12 protein-coding genes are annotated in these 17,230 nt (G+C 68.3%); 2 read left to right on the forward strand and 10 right to left on the reverse strand.

Annotated elements, in window-relative coordinates; all coding sequences use genetic code 11:
- The first annotated feature begins 219 nt into the window (after positions 1-219).
- Positions 220-927, forward strand: coding sequence for a histidine kinase (locus JJJ15_RS06660; protein WP_210338788.1), 708 nt, complete (start codon positions 220-222; stop codon positions 925-927).
- A 298-nt stretch (positions 928-1,225) separates the two neighbouring features.
- Here JJJ15_RS06660 and JJJ15_RS12775 read toward each other — a convergent pair whose 3' ends face one another.
- The 9 genes from JJJ15_RS12775 to JJJ15_RS06700 all read right to left on the reverse strand — a co-directional run bounded on the left by JJJ15_RS12775 (position 1,226) and on the right by JJJ15_RS06700 (position 14,264).
- Entirely contained in the window at positions 1,226-1,573 is a 348-nt protein-coding gene (locus JJJ15_RS12775) for a hypothetical protein (protein WP_210338789.1), read from the reverse strand.
- 304 nt (positions 1,574-1,877) lie between these two features.
- Positions 1,878-3,155, reverse strand: coding sequence for a YcaO-like family protein (locus JJJ15_RS06665; protein WP_200510227.1), 1,278 nt, complete (start codon positions 3,153-3,155; stop codon positions 1,878-1,880).
- Positions 3,156-3,734: 579 nt separating this feature from the next.
- Entirely contained in the window at positions 3,735-3,947 is a 213-nt protein-coding gene (locus JJJ15_RS06670; protein ID WP_106109993.1) for a thiazolylpeptide-type bacteriocin, read from the reverse strand.
- Between the two features lie 109 nt (positions 3,948-4,056).
- Positions 4,057-5,172, reverse strand: a complete 1,116-nt coding sequence (locus JJJ15_RS06675; protein ID WP_106109994.1) for a hypothetical protein — start codon at positions 5,170-5,172, stop codon at positions 4,057-4,059.
- Positions 5,169-6,227 (reverse strand): lantibiotic dehydratase C-terminal domain-containing protein, encoded by a 1,059-nt coding sequence (locus JJJ15_RS06680; RefSeq protein ID WP_200510228.1) that lies wholly within the window; start codon positions 6,225-6,227, stop codon positions 5,169-5,171. Before JJJ15_RS06680 ends, JJJ15_RS06675 begins: the two co-directional genes overlap by 4 nt.
- Positions 6,224-8,842: a lantibiotic dehydratase gene (locus tag JJJ15_RS06685; protein ID WP_106109996.1), complete on the reverse strand. Its 2,619-nt coding sequence runs from the start codon at positions 8,840-8,842 to the stop codon at positions 6,224-6,226. The genes JJJ15_RS06680 and JJJ15_RS06685 overlap by 4 nt, the downstream gene beginning before the upstream one ends.
- Positions 8,839-10,434, reverse strand: coding sequence for a nitroreductase family protein (locus tag JJJ15_RS06690; RefSeq protein ID WP_106109997.1), 1,596 nt, complete (start codon positions 10,432-10,434; stop codon positions 8,839-8,841). Before JJJ15_RS06690 ends, JJJ15_RS06685 begins: the two co-directional genes overlap by 4 nt.
- Before the next feature lie 12 nt (positions 10,435-10,446).
- Positions 10,447-12,201 (reverse strand): YcaO-like family protein, encoded by a 1,755-nt coding sequence (locus JJJ15_RS06695; protein ID WP_106109998.1) that lies wholly within the window; start codon positions 12,199-12,201, stop codon positions 10,447-10,449.
- Positions 12,201-14,264: a hypothetical protein gene (locus JJJ15_RS06700; protein WP_200510229.1), complete on the reverse strand. Its 2,064-nt coding sequence runs from the start codon at positions 14,262-14,264 to the stop codon at positions 12,201-12,203. The genes JJJ15_RS06695 and JJJ15_RS06700 overlap by 1 nt, the downstream gene beginning before the upstream one ends.
- 555 nt (positions 14,265-14,819) lie before the next feature.
- Between JJJ15_RS06700 and JJJ15_RS06705 the strand changes: the two genes are divergently transcribed.
- The gene (locus JJJ15_RS06705; protein WP_200510230.1) at positions 14,820-15,938 is read left to right on the forward strand and encodes a YwiC-like family protein; all 1,119 of its coding nucleotides are present in this window, start codon (positions 14,820-14,822) and stop codon (positions 15,936-15,938) included.
- Positions 15,939-16,080: 142 nt separating this feature from the next.
- Here the strand turns inward: JJJ15_RS06705 and hisC are convergent, their stop codons facing one another.
- Complete coding sequence (gene hisC / locus JJJ15_RS06710) at positions 16,081-17,226, reverse strand: histidinol-phosphate transaminase (protein ID WP_200510231.1); 1,146 nt, start codon at positions 17,224-17,226, stop codon at positions 16,081-16,083.
- Positions 17,227-17,230 lie beyond the last annotated feature (4 nt).

The following is a 17,230-nucleotide window of genomic DNA, read 5'->3' on the forward strand; positions in this document are numbered from 1 at the left end:
GTGCTCCTGGGATCCATGACCGACGAGTTCACAGCACCCGTTATCGCCGGAACTCTTTCTATGGCACTATTCCTGGCACGATCACGCCTCAGGTGTGCTGCGGTCATTACAGCAGGCTGCCTCGGAGAAATCATGCTTCGCCTTCCCAGAAGCAGTAGTGCCACCGAAAGATACTGGCTTCCCACCACAATCCTCCTTACTGCAGCAGCAACCCTGGGCATGATCTTGCAGTCCTCTTACCGGCGCACCCTCATGGTGCAGACTGCCCACGCAAAGGCACTGCGGACCCAGCGCTCCCTTATCGCCCGTGAGCTCCACGACACCCTGACCCGAGCCAATACCCGCGTGTACCTGCGTGCTCAGGGCGCGCTCTCCGCAAGCGCGGAGCAACCGGAGGTGGCCGCCCTCCTGGAGGAGATTGCCGAGACCAGTCGCAGCTCCGTCACGGAGCTGCGGACCATGCTGCGCGTCCTACGCGAGGACACGCCTGCACAACCTGATACCGCACCAGCTACTGACCTCGGTGCCGCGCTCAGCTCTGCCCGCTCCGCCCTCAGGCGTGCGGGCCTGCGCGTCACCACGACCCATAACGGCCGCCTCACAGGGCTGCCCGCGACTGTTGCCGCAACGCTTGTGATCGCTATTGACGAGGCTGTCACCTGCCTGAGGACCTGTGCCGCGACGGATACCCGGAGCCAGCTCGTTCTTGAGGTGGGACGCTCACGTGCTGACCTCCTTGCCATGTGCCGCATTGCGGACCGGTACAGCCCCCACGACCACGAGCTCACCGACCGTGCAGGGCTCCTCGGCCTGGGCGAGCGGGCACACGCCCTGGAGGGCACGTTCGACTGCGCCGTTGTAGGGCGTCAGTGGCTGCTCACGCTCTCGCTGCCACTCGCCGCGAAGGGGTCACCTTCTGCCACCTGAGGGACGACCGGACCGTGCCGCTCCGACTAAGGTAGGAGTCGGATTCGCCTCCACGCAGGATGACGAGGACGCGGGCTCGCGCCAGGATAGGGGTATCCGATCCGCCCCTGACCAATGGAGCTCATAATGTCCCGTACCCGCCCCCTTGCTGTCACCCTCCTGGCGCTCTCCCTTCTCTGTATGGGCGTTACCGCCCCTTCCGCCTCAGCGGACACCTCTATGGACATTACCTACTCTTCCGCATATCTCAACCTTGAGCGACTCGGCGGCCGGAACACGGAGGACAATCCGGCGTTTCTCATTCACCTGTGCAAGCTTTTTTACTCCTGCAACAGGTAATCCCACCTTTCTTTGAAACTATCGACAGACCGACATTCTCAGACAACACACTCTGACGCCCTACAGTAAGTGCGGCGAGGTAGATCAGGACCGCGGTCCCCATAACCCAGCCGCTGACTGCCCACCCCGTTCTCCACGAGGCTGAGACCAGGCCAGCAGCGCATACCACGACCGCCCCCCAGGCAAGTGGTACCGCAGCGACGTCGACCCAGCGGAACCACCAGACCAGGAAACCGGTGAGGTGGAGGGAGACCACGCCAAGAAGGAGAAGGAACCACCAGGGGCGCAGGCTGTCAATGAGCAGCATAGGCGCTCCCAGGGCCGGAGCCACGCCCTCAAGGGCTGAGGTGGTCCCGGCCCAGCGGAGCCCGGCCTCGGCTACAGGCCTGCCAGGGTGCCTGGAAGGTGCTGTCGGTTCAGGGAGCGTCCTCAGCCTCATGACAAGGCAGGCAACGAGAACGAGTACTGCCAGTCCGACGTGTGGTAGGAACACTGCGCCTGGTGCCACCATGACGAGGGCGCTGAGGCTGAGGACGTCGGCTGGTCGGGCGCCGGGGCGCGTGACACGAGCTGGCACTGAGGACGAGGATGTGGTCATAGCTTGCTCCTTACTAGGAAAAGGGGTGGGGGTGACGGCGCAGGGTGGCTGGCTCCGGCATCCCGAGGTTTCGGCAGAACTCAGAGGGGCGACGCATCTGCAGGACACGTTGGCGATGCCATCCAAAATCAAGGGGGGACAGGCCTGGCGTGAGGACGGAGCAGGTCTCCAGTCCGAGCACCCCCTCCAGGGGGGTCGTGGCCCGAACCACCAGGGGATCGACACCGATCCTTCCCAGCCGTGAGACAAGCTCGTTAAGCAGGCCAAGAGCGCCCAGTCCGGCAAGCGGAGCCTCAGGGAAGACCTCCTTGAGAGGAAGGACCGGACCGTCCCCGACATAGTCCTGGACCAGGGGCTTCGCCTCAGGGAAAATACACTGTAGGGGATGGTCGTCAATGCCTGTGACGAGCGTGGGATCCCTGAGCATGTCCAGACAGCGCTGGCGCTCACGGACAGTGCGCTCCTCGCGTTCGGGAAGATATGTCCAGGCCTCACTCAGGGCGCTGATAACGGCACGCTCCGGATCCGGGTGCGCCGCGGCCCCGAAGGCGGCCGCGCGGCTCCCCCGCGCAACAGCGGCAATAACCGGCACACCTGTGTCTGAGGGGATGGCCAGGACGTCGACACGATGCCCCAGGAGGGCCGCACGACTGAGGACCGTGCGCGTTCCGGGAACGCTTCGGGGGTCAATCCGCCGTCCTCCCACGCGCGCCACCCAGCAGTTAATAAATGCGTCGCGCTCAACGAGCTCAAGCAGACCGAAGAGACAGGCCTCCTCGACTGAGGATCCTGTAGCCAGGCCCGAGGTGCACACAAAGGACCAGCGCGGCGTCAAGAGCGGCTGCGCAAAGAAGGCGAGATCCCTGGGTACAAGGACCTCTCGGCCATCTTTGAGAGAGTTCGCAACGACCCACTCGTGAGGCATGTCGGGACTGAAGGGGACAATACCCTCGACATAGCCTCCGGGCCCATAGGCGCCGAAGTTATCCGGAACACGGTGCTCGCGAGTGAGATCCTCCTCGGCACTGATCACGACCTGACCGGTGCGCTGGCGGGCGCCAGCGAGCCTCTCAAGAGCCTCCAGGAGGGCGGCACGTCGGCTCCGTTCGAAGGTGGGCTCCTGACCGCTCCAGGTCAGTGGACGGATCCGCCTGCCGTCCCACAGAGGAGTCTGTCCTGCGACCGGAGCGGTTGTCTCCCAGTCAAGACGCTGTTCGACACCAAGACCCACGGCCCCGCAGACCGGGTTGACAAGACACTGCTCGCGCAGCTCAAGGGAGTCCGCGTCCACACGGCGCAGCGGATCCGAGTCATGTGCGTGGTACGCGGTAGTCCTGCCCTCACCGACAAGAAGATCCCCCTGACGCAGATGCGCAGTCACGGTATCGTACTCCCAGACCGGGATCCTTACTCCACCACCCATGCGGACCGGTGCGGGAGACAGAGAGTCCGCCAAGGCGGTGAGCACCTTCAGGAACCAGGGCCTGTGAGGAACCAGCTCGTCGTGTCCGTGAACGGGCTTCCCGGCGCTGCACTGGCTCTGCAGGATCGGGGATCGGGTGGAGCACCAGCGTGCCCTGAGCTCGGCGTAGGCACCTGGGATATCGCTGGCCCAGGACGGCCACACGAGGACCGTCCGGCGTGAGCGGAAGGCGCACGTCGTGGACGATGGCTCAGCAGAACCCACCAGGTCCCACGGGCGCTGCGTCTGCGGGAGAGCAGCAGCTGGTGCAGCAGAGGGAGTCATTGATGTTCCTAACTACCAGGTACAGAATGTTCCTGAGCCCCGGCCGCGTCCCGGCGGTCCTGGTCATGTCGGGTGACGTGACCAGGACCGCCGCTGCTCAGCGCCGGGTTCTCCTGGTGCGCGTCACGCGGTCGCGCAGGAGGAGGTCGAGGTGCAGGTCGAGGTGCAGGTGGAGGTACAGGTCGAGGAGCACGAGGAGGAGGAGGAGGACGAGCAGGTTGACCCAAAGACCATGTCCGAGTAGTCGACACAGTCCTTGACCTCGAAGGTCTCGACGTCGAGCTCACCGAGGTCGATAGCGATCCTGGCAACGGAGGAGGAGACGGAGTTACTCATGGTGGTTTCCTTTCAGAGATGACCTGTCACGGTGACCGGTCGTTCGGAGGTACGGGGCGGTGGTTACCGCCCGCTCTTGATCGGGAGGATCCCGACGCAAGTCATGGAGTCAGATCAGGGAGCTGATGAGGAGCCCGGACCAGGCTGCTACCACGAGGAAGGCGGTGAGCAGGACGACGGGGTAGCAGGTGATGGCCAGGCGTGTGAGTCGGGGCAGTCCCTGAGGTACAGGGGTCCCGCGCCGGGCCCGCAAGGCAGCGAGAGGGAGCTGCTTAACACCGACAAGCATCTCCAGGCCTCTGGTCATGTCCGTATTAGGGAATGGCGTCAGGCTGAGGATGACAATAGTGAGGTCAATGAGCAGGGACAGGGATCCCCAGGCAGCCACCCCGGTCCCGGCGGTCCCGAGAAGAGCGGCCCCTGCAGGCAGAGCGGCCATGGCGAGCGTGAAGAGAGGACCTGCCAGGACGATTGCGAGAGCCCGCTGGCGGCTGCGGATGAGCCCGAGTCCGTCAAGGCGGGTCGAGGGCATCGGCACCGGACCAAGGAAGGTGACTGAGAGGACTGGGAGCCGCCCTCCGGCGAGACGGACAAAAGCTATTCCGTGGGCGATCTCGTGCCCGCACTGCGATACCAGGTGCCAGATGACGGCGCCGGTGACACTCAGTATGACCCCAAGAGGCCCGAGACCTGTCAGCCCCTTGACGGAGGCCGTTATCTGCGACCAGCCGCTGACGACTCCTGCGGCCACCATGGCCCCTACCGCAATGCAGAGCAGGGCCAGGACGGGGGCGATACGGGTGCCCGCGACGCCCCAGGCGCAGGAGGTGATGACCTGAAGAGCCCTTGGCGGAGAGGCCGGGGAGGGATGCTGAGAGGAGGCCTGCTCCTGAGAGGCCGGATCGATATCCTGAGCCTCCTGAGGCACGGTCCCGGTGGGGCGCACAACGAGCCCGTGCACGAGGAAGATATTGATGATCCGCTCCACGGACCGCAGGCTGATCGCCAGGCCCGAGCTCTCCTTGACCCGGTCTGCGATCTCATCGACAGTACCGGGCTCACGTAGGGCTTCCAGGACCAGGGCCTCTGCGGCGCCGAGCGTGTAGATCCGTCCTCCACGGTGCGCTGCGGCCTCAACGACGAGGGATGTCCCGTTCCAGACGGCAGGACCGATCTGCACTCCCTCTGGGGCGACGGGGCGCCAGGCGGTTTCAACGGTGGTCATGCTGCCGTCTCCATCAGTCGGGGTGAGAGCGCCTGGAGGATCTCAAAGGCGAGATACGCCTCGTCCTCGATAGAGATCATGAGGCGGTTGCTGGTCATGTGGACGTAGGAGTGGCAGAGATTCCAGGCCGCCTCAGAAACGTTGTCAGGACGGTTCTCGGTCCCGTCCCTGTGACGGAAGACGAGGGCTCTCTCAGAGACCGCCTCCTCAATACGACGGCGGTAGGTGATACAGGTCCTCGCCCAGTCACCGAGAAATCCGGGCAGATCCTCGTGGGCCCCTGCCAGGACGGCGTCGATCATAGGGACCACCGAGCGCTGGAGCAGCGAGACGGTCTTGCGGAAGCGAGGCTGGTCAGTCTTCTGCGTGTAGGTCACGCTGCTCCCGTAGCTGCCGGCCCAGTGCGAGTGGTAGAACTGGAGGAAAGCAGCGAGAGCGGCGTGGTCACTGAGCAGTGCTGCTGCGGTCACCGCCATGATCTCTGCGCCCAGGCCGAGGAGGATCGTGCGCGTGCTCGTGTTCCCGAGATCGATGACGGTACCCGCCAGCTGGGTGGAGTCGGCAAAGAAGTCCTCGGAGATCACCATGCCGACCGGGCCGCCGTAGCGGTCCCACTCGGGCTCATACTCCCTGCGCACGACCGTGTTGTTCGACTGGAGGATCGCGGTGCCGTCCTCGCGGAAGTAGCGTCCACGCTCCTCCTCACCGTACTCAAGGTCGAACATCTTCCTGTAGTAGGAGCCCTGCTCAATACGGGCCATAGGGTGCATTGAGGGACGGCGGCGCAGGTAGTCGGTAACCGTTTCCGTCACCTCAGCGTCAATAGCGTCCTCCTCAGCCCTTGCGGCAGGGTCGAGGCGGAGCCTCACGTGCCCTCCCTCAAGCCAGTAGTTAATGTAGAAGCTGCGTCGGATGAGGCCGCGTTCATGCAGGTCCTGGGAGAGCGGCAGGAGGCAGTCTCGCAGCAGGACCGTGGGGGCGCTGCCGTAGAAGACGTGGTAGGCCATCCACCGGCGCGGCTCTGCGGAGCAGAGAATATCGGGGTTCGTGCTCATGAACGGATCTCCTCCTGGTCAGGTTGGGTGACGTCAAAACCGAGCACCAGCTCGTGGATACGGCGGTCACCGTCAGCTCGGTTAATGAGGGTCTGGTCAAGGCTCGGCAGGGACTCGGCGACGTGGAGGGCGCCCTCAGCACCTCGCCACTCATGACAGGCCGTCAGGAGGCTGATGACGCTGGTGACGTCGACGAAACGGGGCTTGCCGCCTCCCTGCGGGGAGTCGTCGGCGACGGTGACATAGCACTGTTCCGGAAGGTCCAGGGACCGCCACCACTCGACCCAGGCGAGATACCCCTCGGCGGTAACCGGGTCGGCGTCAGGCAGGAGGTCGTGTCCCACTTGGGTGGTGTGACGACGGAGCACCAGCGAGCCGAGCCGCAGCCTGGGAAGGACCCGGACGCCCTCGCCCTCAGGCAGCCTGGGGACAAGAGAGGTGCCGATGTTCCCGGGCGGGGCGAGGAGGGACACGAGCTGTGTGAGCCACGGCGTCGCCGCGAGGACGAGGTAGCCGAGGTAGGCTGGCTGAACCTCCCGGCCGTCCTGGTCAAGGAGCACCAGCCGTCCTTCCTCAGGACGGTCCTCGAGGGCGAGCTCCTCGAGCGCCAGCCTGCGTGCCGTCTGGGAGCCGCTGGGGTCGCCTGGCAGGACGATCTCCGTGTCGAGCAGGGGACCGTGGAGGTTGAGGTTCGTAAAGGTCGTGCCTCCGGAGATCTCGGCGAGTACGACGCCGTGCTCACGAGCTCGCGCCTCCTGGTCGCGAGCCACTCTGGCACCCTGCTCACCATGCAGGTAGGAGAAGCGCGAGAGACCGAACCCGGCCTGACCAAAGACACGGTTGACTACCATGGATCCCACGTCGCCCTCGGGGAGCAGCTGGGCAAAGAGGAAAAGGTGCTGGTAGCGCTGCCGAGGAAAGCGCAGGCCGTCAGTGACCGCGGAGCCCGGGCGGAGCAGCGGCAGGAGGTCGGTCTCCTTCTGGGCACCCTCCACGAGTGCAGAGAGCTCCTGACGGGCGGCGACCCAGCGCCACGCCTCGCCCCAGCGGAGCCAGGGGTCATTGGCGCCCTCAGCGGCTGCGGGGGTGTCCGGGTCGCCCGGCCTCGACTTGTAGGCGTCGTACAGGTCGGAGTTGAACGAGCGCAGGAACCCGGCGACGTCATCGCAGCGCCGTCCCTCACCGACTGTCTCGGTAAAGTAGCCACGCATGAGGGCCCGGTCTGTCTGGGCTGTGTCAAGGAGGCAGGCCAGACGCACCAACGCCCGGCACTCCTCCTCACTCCACCGCAGCGCGGGCCCGGTGTAGGGGCCGGCGTCGAGGGCGCAGTCCTCGTAGACGACCGTCCGCGGCAGGGAGGCCTCCAGGCTGGCGGTCCGATAGATCGCAGCGACCTTCGCGGGCAGCTCCTGGAGCCCCTGGAGGCGCGCGTCCCCCTCAAGGCCCGCGATACGGCGGGCAGCGCCCTCGTAGTCGTCGAGCATGGTCACCAGCTGGGACGCACGGGTGTCGTTCGTCCTGATAAGGACGTCGCGGGAGCGCCCGGCCCAGGCGGCGGTGTGCGGGTGCAGGTCAAGGCCGTCAACCTCGAGCACACCGAGCCTCACCAGCCCGAGGACGGCGTCCTCGGCCCGCTCCTCGGCCAGCGCGGTGGTCCCGGCGACCCCTTGGACGACCTCGGCGAAGGGACGTGGGCCGTCGACCAGAAGAGCCTCGACGGCCCTGACCAGCCCGACATGACGCAGACGGACGGTGGACTGCTCACAGGTCGCGTAGTCCTCGGCACGGTGGGAGTCCTTGAACTCGTAGACCGATCGGGCGACCAAGAGGGAGCCGTCCGGGAGCACCGCGATAGTGCGGGCGAGGCGCAGGGGAAGGTCATGCAGCCAGCTGCGATCCTCGGCGAGCGCACCCAGTGCCCGGGCGACGGGGTAGACGTTCCAGCGGGTCCGCCGCGTCGGGCGTACCGGCAGCAGGCTCCACGAGGGGCCGGTGCCCTTGAAGGTGGCCAGGGCCGTGGGGGTGAAGGTCGAGAAGGGTGAGGTCTTGGCAATGGCACGGCTCGCGTAGGACACGAGTGAGCGCTCCGCCTTACGCATGCTCTTGGACGGACGGGGACAGACCCCGTGCTGCGGGTAGCGCATGAGGTCACGCATTGCCATCGGGGCGGCTACTGCCAGACCGTCCTTAAAGTCCTGGTCGTCAAGGAGGCTGGCCAGGCCCTGGCGCTGGCTGACGAGCCAGCCGTCAAACTCCTGCCGACCGCGGTCAACCAGGGCCGTAAGACGCCCACCGGCCTGCTCAGCAGGCAGGACGGCCGCACGGGCCTCGGCCGCGAGCCCCGCAGGTAGGGCAGCGACACCTCGGGCGGTAGGACGTCCGTTGAAGACAGCACGACGGATCTGGACAAGCTCCTTGCGCCACTGACGTGACGCTCCCTCGATAAGGGAAGCAAGACGGTCTGAGGCCTCCCGACGACGCCGTGTGACCTCACGGCGTCCGTTCAGGACGAGGTCCGCCCACTCGAGGGCGGCCGGGGTGGACAGGGCCTGCTCGGTACCGACAGGCAGGCCCCCCACACGTAGCTGGACCAGGGCGTCAACGGTGACGTTCATGAGAGCTCCTTCAGGAGGTCGAGACGGCCGTTCCACGCACCTGAGCACTCAATGTCGTGACCAAGCAGCATCATGAGCACGGGCTTCTGCGGGGTGTCCTCCAGGCCGATACCAGTGGTGTGACGGGCCGCGTCAAAGCCGAGGGCGGTACCGAGCCCCATGCCCAGGCGCGCAGCCTCAAGGCTCATGACCTGGCAGACGGCCCCGACCGCGGCGTTGACGATCCGGTACCCACGGACCCCGAGGTCGCGGGAGAGGCCCAGGACGTCCGCGGCGAGGACGAGGGTCGTGGAGGAGCGCTGGCCGTCGTAGTTGTGCAGGAAGTACGTGGAGTCAAGGAAGGAGGCGTGGCTGCCCGGGCTGAGGCGGCGCAGCGTCCCGGAGCAGGTGTCGGCCTCGTAGAGACCGGCCTGAAGGCCGGTGACGTTCTCGACGAAGACGTAGGGTCGTACGCTGCTCGAGCAGGCCGCGCCGAGGTCGTGCTCGACGAGGCACGCGGCCTGCGCGCCCGTGCTGAGCAGGGTGAGGAGATCCTCGGCGGCGATCGGCGCCCCGTCAAAGCGTCCGAAGGAGGTCTCGCGACGTCGTACGGCACGGACACGGTCGGCCAGCGCCGGGTGGGTGGGAGCAGGCAGGGCCACGACGTCGTCGCCGGGGAGGGCGAGCGGGACGCCAGCCGTGGTGCGGGGGCGGGACGGGGTGCCTGCCATGTCGCGCTGCATGGCACGGGTCGTCGGGAAGCTCCTGACGTGGCGGGAGCGCTGGTGGTCGGCGACGACCGGGCTCCCGCCACGCACGGTGCCGCGGTGGGGCCGTCCCACAGGGAGGACGGCGTACACGCCCTCCTGCTCGCGGTCAGTACCGAGGATCCGGGAGAGCCGCTCCTCATTGACCCACATATCGGGTACGACCTGGTCCTCGTGCTCCCCCAGGAGGTAGCGCCAGGTCCCGAGGATCGTGCCGACGTCCATGGAGGTGGCCTGGTAGGCGAAGTCGTTGTACTTAAAGCCTGACTGCCAGTAGTCAATGGTGAGAAGGAGGTAGTCGTCGACGACGTCGCCGTATCCCTGGGCCTGGGCCACGGCTGCGGTGTGGTCACCGGAGACGAGCAGGTCCCAGGCGTGGTGAAGCGGTGAGTAGTGGTAGATCCCGGGGGCCAGATCCGTACTGGCTCCGACGACACGGTAGACAGAGACGGTGTAGCGCCCGCCGCCTGAGGAGGCGCCACGACCCCACCGGTACCGGCTCGCCTGGCACAGCATCTCCGGGCGGTCGCTGCAGTTGACCCGGCATCGCTGGGACAGGAGGCCGTAGGAGAGGAAGAGGATGTCGGCGAGCACCCGTCCGCGCTCCTGGCCGTGCAGGCCCTCACCAGCGGCGGCAAGCACACCGCGCCCCCAGGAGGGGGTAGGCAGGGGCACACGCTGGGCCAGGGGGTAGAGCTTCTGCTCGCTCGGACAGTCCGCCCAGTCCACGCTCCAGCTGTCGGTCGGCATGCCACGCTCGACGCGGTTGATAATGAGGTCCGCGTAGTTCTCGGCGGCGCTACCGAGCGGCATGGTGTTCCAGAAGGTGACGGCTTCATCGGTCATGACGTGCTCCTCTCAGGGGAAGGGGTGGGGGACGGGGGCAGCCGGCTTTGTGGTGCAGCGGTCTGCGTGGGCCCTGCGGTAGGCACCGGCGCGCTCAGCGGTACGGGGCATTGAGAGGGCCCGCTGCTGACGCCAGCCGAAGTCAATGGGGACGAGGCCGGGGACAATCACCTTGACGCTGCGCACCCCCAGGACCTTCTGCGCGGGCAGGGTCTGCTCGACGACCAGGACCTCGTAGTCAGGACGGAGCAGCTCAAGACTCAGACGCAGATCCGTCATGACGTCGCAGCCAGCTCCCGGGACACTGAGACTGGCGATATCCCTCTCCTCCCCACGCGGTGCGTCAAGGAGGAAGGAGGCGAGCGGACGGGCACCGGGATGCGTAAAGAGGTCCGCATGGTCCTCCATCACCCTCACCTGGTCAAAGTCCTCAAGCATCTGCTCAATGTGCTCACGACCGATTTCCAGGCGGGTCCGGGCGACGAGATAGTCGGAGGCGACCTCATTCAGCGCTGCCGCGAGCGCACGCTCCGCGTCAGGGTGGGCTCCCGCGCCAAAGCACAGGGATCCGGTCACGGAGCTCTCGGCGACGGCGACGACCGTGGGGACCCGGGTACCGACGGTGGCGTCAAAGAAACGGACCCGCTGGCCGAGGAGCCGCATGCGGTCGAGGAGCTGGCGGGAGGCCAGTGCGTTGACGGACCCTGACCGGATCTCGTCAAGCTCCAGGGCGCCGTACCAGCTGATCAGGAAGGCGTCACGTTCCACGGCCTCCAGGAGCCCGAAGAGGACGGCCTCGGCAAGGGTGCCACCGCAGGCGCAGCCGTTGGAGGAGTCCTGCACGATCCGACCCTCCTCCCCGTAGAAGGCGACGTCACGGGGGACGGCGACCACGGCGCCGTCGGAGAGCCGACGGGCGGTCGACCAGGCAATAGGGTGGGTGTCAAAGGCGGCGTCGATGCCGAAGACGGACGGCAGGTAGGCCTCAACCGGCAGCTCGGACGCGGTACCCCTCAGGACCCCGGGTGCGGTGACGGGCCCGGTCATACCGGCCCGGCGCTCAAGGGCCTCCAGCAGACCGATCGCGGCCGAGCGGGAGAAGCGCGGGGTGTGCCCGCCCCACGGGCCCGTCCAGCAGCCAGAGGGTGTGACGGCGACATAGGCCCCGGAGACCTTCGCCGTCGTCTCGATCTCGAGGTCGGTGACCGCCTCCAGCCCCAGGCTCGAGCAGAAGGGGTTGGCTGCGTCACCCACCTGGTGGGCGACCATGTCCAGGGAGAGCCTGCGGTAGGGCAGGGACAGACCGTCAGCAGGCCGTGCTGGGGGACGGACCAGCGGCTCAATGGGGGCACCGCCCTGGTCGTGCCTCAGGGAACAGGTCTCTGAGGGCAGTACCGGCACGAGCGAGACACTGAGGCTGTCACGGTCGATGACCCTTACCTGGCGGAAGGATCCGTCCTGGGCCAGTGGCAGGAGGGCCAGCTGCGTCGCCAGGGCGACCACCGGTCCCCACCCGTCCTCCTCGCCCCGGCCCAGTGCGTCCGCAGCGAGCCGACGCTGGCTGCGCGACCGGATGATGCCGTCGTAGAGGCAGCCCGGGCACGGGCCTGACGGGGTGCCGAGGGAGTCCAGGAGGAATGCGTGCCGACCGGCGAGGACGAGGAGGGGTGCCCCCTGCGGGCCGAGAGCCTCCCGCGCCCCCGCGCGGCACCAGGCACTGAGGTCGTCAAGCGTCCTCCAGGTGAGGGCGTGGTCGGTGGACGTCATCAGGCACCGGCTTCAGCGGCGGGGTCGCAGACGAGGACCTTGCAGGCGACCAGGCCGGCGCCGTCGACCTCTGGGCTGGTGACGTCGCAGACGAGGACCGCGCCGTAGCAGGGCTCCTTAGGGTCCGGGCCGTCGACGTCATCGTGCACGACAGCGACCACCTCAGGCGGGTAGGAGGGGTGTGCGAGCTGGGTCCAGGTCGTCATGTCACCGCGCTGGACGGCACCGAGGACGCCGACGAGGGCTTCGATGACGGCCTCCTCGAGCAGGGCCCCAGCCTGCACCTCCCACAGGGTCCTGCCGTTCAGCGAGGCGCGTACGGCGACGACGCGGCGGCCGAGCCAGGTCCCCAGGTCAATGACCTCGGGCTCCACCCCGACGTCCGTGGCGGTCCGGAGGAGGAAGGCGGTGCGCTCGTCACGTCCCCAGTCCGTCAGGAGGAGACCGGGGCGGTCGGTGGCAGCGGCACGTAGGGCCGTGCCGACGGCGGCCGAGCGCAGGGCGGACTCGACGGCGTCCTCGGTACCTGCCCCGATCCCGGTACCAGCGCACCCCCGCGCGAAGAGCCCGGCACCGTTGGCCGGGGAGAGGGTCGCGGTAGCCGCGGCAGGGACCGCGCGGGGAGCACCCGTGGCTACCTCCTGCGCCGGTACCAGGTCGGGGAGGGGACCAGGCGCCTTGCTGAGCTGGCCGCTCAGCGAGGTCACCTCCGGCCCCTGGGCGCGGGAGCGTCGTGCCGGGGCCCAGTGCTCAAGGTAGAGGGCCAGTGCCTGACGCACGGCCCGCTGGCGGGCTCCCGCGACGTTCCACAGGTCCGCTCCCCCGATGCTGAGGATCTCACCGGGCCCCTCAACGACCTCGGCAGTGCTCACCTTGAGCGGGAGCTGGTCAAGGTCCTCGTCAGTGAAGCGCCTGACGGGAAGGGTCCGGGATCCGACGAGCGCGTCGTAGACGGCCAGGTCGCTGGTGCTCGTGCGCTCCGGGGTCCTCATCGGGTGGTCGAGGAGGGCCTCAGCGGCTCGGCGCATGGCGCCCAGGCGTTCCGGGGTGTCGTCCATGAGGCGCAGGCAGCGGCTGGGAAGGACACGGTGGCGCCGGGTCTCCCCCGACAGGCAGTTGAGGACGAGGACGTGCGCCACCGTCTCGGGATCCATGGCGCCGGTGACCGCCTTGAACACCTCGAACGCGGCGATGACGCCGGCCATGCGCTCAAGGGCAGGGTTCCAGGTGCTCTCGGCGCCGGTCGGCAGGCCGGCCCAGGAGCGTGACCAGAACCGGGCCGCGGCACCGTCAGGGCAGTGGTCGGTGAACGACTGGACGGCGTCCGCCCAGCGCCTCGGGAGGGGCTCTGAGCCCGTCCAGCCAGCGGGACCGATGACGATCTCGTCACCGATCGCCCAGATCGGGAGCACCTTGCGGCCAGCGTCCTCGTCGACGCCGTGAAGCAGCAAGTCGGAGGATGCGCTGCAGGGGGTGAGGACGAGGACGTCCGTGCCGGTGAGGACCTCGTGGTCGGTGCGGGGGTCGGCGCGGACGACGACGGCCTCGTCGGGCACGTCACCCAGGACGGCGTCGTCAGAGGATCCGGGCGCAATGACCCGGATGACACCGGCACCGTTGTCCGCGAGGGCGCGGGCGAGGGCCACGGCGCAGGCTCCCTCACCCAGGACGGTAAGGCGGGCGTCGCGGAAGGCCACAAAGGCCCGGCGCGGTTCGTCCGTGTAGTGGGCGAGGAAGTTGATCTGGTCGGCAAAACGGGTCTCGACGCCGTCATCGAGGACAATGTCGTCACAGGGGTCGACGAGCCGGAGGTAACCGTGGGCCCTCAGGGGCTCGATAAAGACCTGCAGACGCCTCCAGGCCTCCTGACCGAGGATCTCACGCAGGCTCTCCTCGGTGTGCCCGCCCTCAAGGAGCGGGTAGACAGAGCGGAAGACCCGGTAGGCGTTTGCCCCACGGATCTCAAAGCCTGACGTCGAGTTTGAGAAGTAGATCCCACCCGCGGACTCGCTGAACATTGTGTCGCGGCGAAGCCGGTACTGGCGCTGCGTCCTTCCTGGCATTCTCTCCTCCGTCGTTGAGCAGCGGCCTGGCCGCCGGTTGCCTGAGTTGATGGGGAAAGCCTCGCTGCTCACGCCGCCTGGCGGATCCTGCGTGCTAGCGATTGAGGACCATGCCTTGGCTGAGACGGCAGTCCTCCGGAAGGACGGGGCCTGGGGTACGACGAGGGAGACGTCGGGACGCTAAGGACGACCTCGCCCCCGCTCCCTTCCCCTGCCAGTACGAGGCACCGGCCAGCCGCGGTCCTGGGTCTACTTCCCCCTGCCAGTGCGGGGTGCGCCCGGTAGACCTCCCCAGGCCGCCCCGACTCTGCTGGCACGAGGTACCGCGGCACCTGCTCGGCCGCGGCCGGATCCCAGGGCTCCCCGGTCACTGTGGCGGGAACACGGGTAGCTGGCGTCGAGGACGTACACGGGACCGGGCAGGCCGTTACCACGCTCATCTGGCCTGCACGGCTGACGGAAGGTCATACCGACGGCGGGCCTGTCCCGGTCGCAGCAAGACGTCGAGCAGGCAGACCCTATTGTTCCGGCGCCTTCCTTACGTAAGCTGGGGACGTGAGCCAGTCGCGTCCCACATCACCCTCCGACCACCACATCGAGCGCGTCCCCGCGAGCCCGGACGACTCCGGGCCCACCACGGCCGGAACCGGGCCAACCGGGGGCCCCGGGGCCGACCCCACCCAGGCCCCGGGGGCCGAGAGTGCGCCCCTGGTCGGCGCCCCCTCGCAGCAGTCCCGCCCCGGGCCCCAGGACGACATCCTCCTGGCCACCGGCGAGCCGCTGCGAGCCGCCCGCAGTCGCGGAGGCCGGCCCACCCCAGCGGGCGGCCCCGCAGCAGGCAGGCAGGAGCGGATCCGCCGTCAGCCCGGGCGACGCGCCTGGGTACCCAACCAGCACGGCGTGTGGGGCATGCTCCTGTTCCCGCCGCTCCTGGGCATCCTCCTGGGCGGCTGGTCCTGGGTCGACTCCGTCCTCCTGCCCGCCTGGTGGGGCGCCTACTTCGCCTACTGGGCCTGGTCCCAGTGGCTGCGCACGCGCTCGCCCCGACGTCGGGCCCTCCTCCTGCCGCCGCTGGGCGTCTACACGGCCTGGACGGCGGCGTGGGGCCTGGTCACCCTGGTCCTGGCCCCCTACCTGGTGCAGTGGGCGGTGCCCCTGGTGCCGCTGGCGGCCGTCGCCGGCTGGGAGGTATGGCAGGGCCGCGAGCGCTCGCTGGTCTCCGGGCTGTCCACGACGGCGATCGCGAGCCTGTTCACGGCCATCACCTTCCAGCTGGGGGTCGGCGGGGCGGGCGGGTTCCTGGGGACGGGCCCCACCGCCCAGTCCGTGGGCTGGCCGCACGCCTGGGTGGCCACCGCCCTCATGGCCGCCTACTTCTGCGGCACTGTGCCCTACGTCAAGACCATGATCCGTGAGCGCTTCAATACGGTGCTGCTGGTCGCCACCACGGCGGCCCACGTGCTGGTGGCGGGGGCGTCCTTCTGGCTGGCCTCTAACGGGGAGGTCTCCTGGACGGTGGCCGTGGTGTGGGTGGCGCTGGTGGTCAGGACCGTGGTGATGCCGCTGCGCCAGTGGCACCTGGCCCGGGTCATCCACCGGCCCATGCGCCCCAAGGTCGTCGGCCTGACCGAGCTCGTCTTCTGCGTGCTGGTCACGGTCTCTCTGGCCCTGTAGGCCGGGCGCCGGGGACGTACCCTAGCCGTGAGCAACGTACCCTAGCCGTGGCCGACGTACTTTAGTCACGGGCGACGTACCCTAGTCATACGTCGCCAATAACTAAGGTACGTCCGCGATAGCTAAGGTACGTCCGCGATAGCTAATCCGTCTCGTCAGCCTGGTCGGCAGGGGCAGGGGGGACGGGCGCCGGCAGGCACGGGCGGTCGGGGAAGGCGGCCAGGGCGGCCAGGGCGCGGTCGTTGTCCTCGGGCAGTCCCACGCTCACGCGCACCCCCTCCTCGATAAAGGGGCGCACCAGCACGCCGGCCTGCTCCATGTGGTCGGCCAGGGCCACCGCCTGCCCACCCACTCCCAGCCAGTAGAAGTTCCCCTGGGTGTCGGGGACCGTCCAGCCCTGCTCGCGCAGGACCGCCACCACACGGTCGCGCTCGGACGCCACCTGGGCGGCCCGGCTGGCGGTCTCCTCCAGGACGTGGGCCTCCAGGGACGCCAGGGCGGCCGCCTGGGCGGGCAGGCTCACGCCGAAGGGGGTGGCCACCCTGCGCACCGCGTCCATGAGCACCGCCTCCCCCACCAGGTAGCCGACCCGCAGCCCGGCCAGGGCGTGGGCCTTGGAGAAGGTGCGTGACACCACGAGGTTGGGGTACTCGTCAATGAGCTCCAGGGCGTCCCCCACATCGGGGTCGGTCACGAAGTCGAGGTAGGCCTCGTCCACGAGGACGGCGACGTCCTCCGGGACGCCGTCGAGGAGCGCCTGCAGCTCGACGGCGCTCAACGCGGCCCCGGTGGGGTTGTTGGGGGTGCAGGCCATGAGCAGGCGCGTGCGCGGGGTGACTGCCTCCAGCAGCGCCGGGACGTCGTGACGGCCGTCCACGGTCAGGGGGACGCACAGGGGCCTGGCCCCGGCGGCGGTGACGCAGATGGGGTAGGCCTCGAAGGAGCGCCACGGCATGACGACGTCGTCGCCCTCGTCACAGACCGTGCCCACCAGGTGGGATATGAGGGCCACCGAGCCTCCTCCCACCACAATGCGGGCGCTGTCGACACCGTGGCGCTCGGCAAGGGCGTCCACCAGGGTCTGCCCCGTCATCTCGGGGTAGCGGTTGGCCTGCGCGGCCGCTGCCGCCGCGGCCTGGACGACCTTCTCCTGGGGCGGGTAGGGCAGCTCGTTGCTGGAGAGCTTGACGACGTGGTCGCCGTCGGGGCGGGCACCGGGCACGTAGGCGGGCAGGGTGCGCACGGCGGCACGGACATGGACGGCAGGCGGGGCGGGGAACACGCTCATGCCC

Source organism: Actinomyces sp. HMT897 (assembly GCF_016626125.1).
GTDB lineage: Bacteria > Actinomycetota > Actinomycetes > Actinomycetales > Actinomycetaceae > Actinomyces.

What these genes read in the sequence shown, in the direction of transcription:
- JJJ15_RS06660 (WP_210338788.1), top strand. Translation starts at nt 220, where the DNA reads ATGATCTTGCAGTCCTCTTACCGGCGCACCCTCATGGTGCAGACTGCC.
- JJJ15_RS12775 (WP_210338789.1), bottom strand. Translation starts at nt 1,573, where the DNA reads ATGCTGCTCATTGACAGCCTGCGCCCCTGGTGGTTCCTTCTCCTTCTT.
- JJJ15_RS06670 (WP_106109993.1), bottom strand. Translation starts at nt 3,947, where the DNA reads ATGAGTAACTCCGTCTCCTCCTCCGTTGCCAGGATCGCTATCGACCTC.
- JJJ15_RS06675 (WP_106109994.1), bottom strand. Translation starts at nt 5,172, where the DNA reads ATGACCACCGTTGAAACCGCCTGGCGCCCCGTCGCCCCAGAGGGAGTG.
- JJJ15_RS06680 (WP_200510228.1), bottom strand. Translation starts at nt 6,227, where the DNA reads ATGAGCACGAACCCCGATATTCTCTGCTCCGCAGAGCCGCGCCGGTGG.
- JJJ15_RS06685 (WP_106109996.1), bottom strand. Translation starts at nt 8,842, where the DNA reads ATGAACGTCACCGTTGACGCCCTGGTCCAGCTACGTGTGGGGGGCCTG.
- JJJ15_RS06690 (WP_106109997.1), bottom strand. Translation starts at nt 10,434, where the DNA reads ATGACCGATGAAGCCGTCACCTTCTGGAACACCATGCCGCTCGGTAGC.
- JJJ15_RS06695 (WP_106109998.1), bottom strand. Translation starts at nt 12,201, where the DNA reads ATGACGTCCACCGACCACGCCCTCACCTGGAGGACGCTTGACGACCTC.
- JJJ15_RS06700 (WP_200510229.1), bottom strand. Translation starts at nt 14,264, where the DNA reads ATGCCAGGAAGGACGCAGCGCCAGTACCGGCTTCGCCGCGACACAATG.
- hisC (WP_200510231.1), bottom strand. Translation starts at nt 17,226, where the DNA reads ATGAGCGTGTTCCCCGCCCCGCCTGCCGTCCATGTCCGTGCCGCCGTG.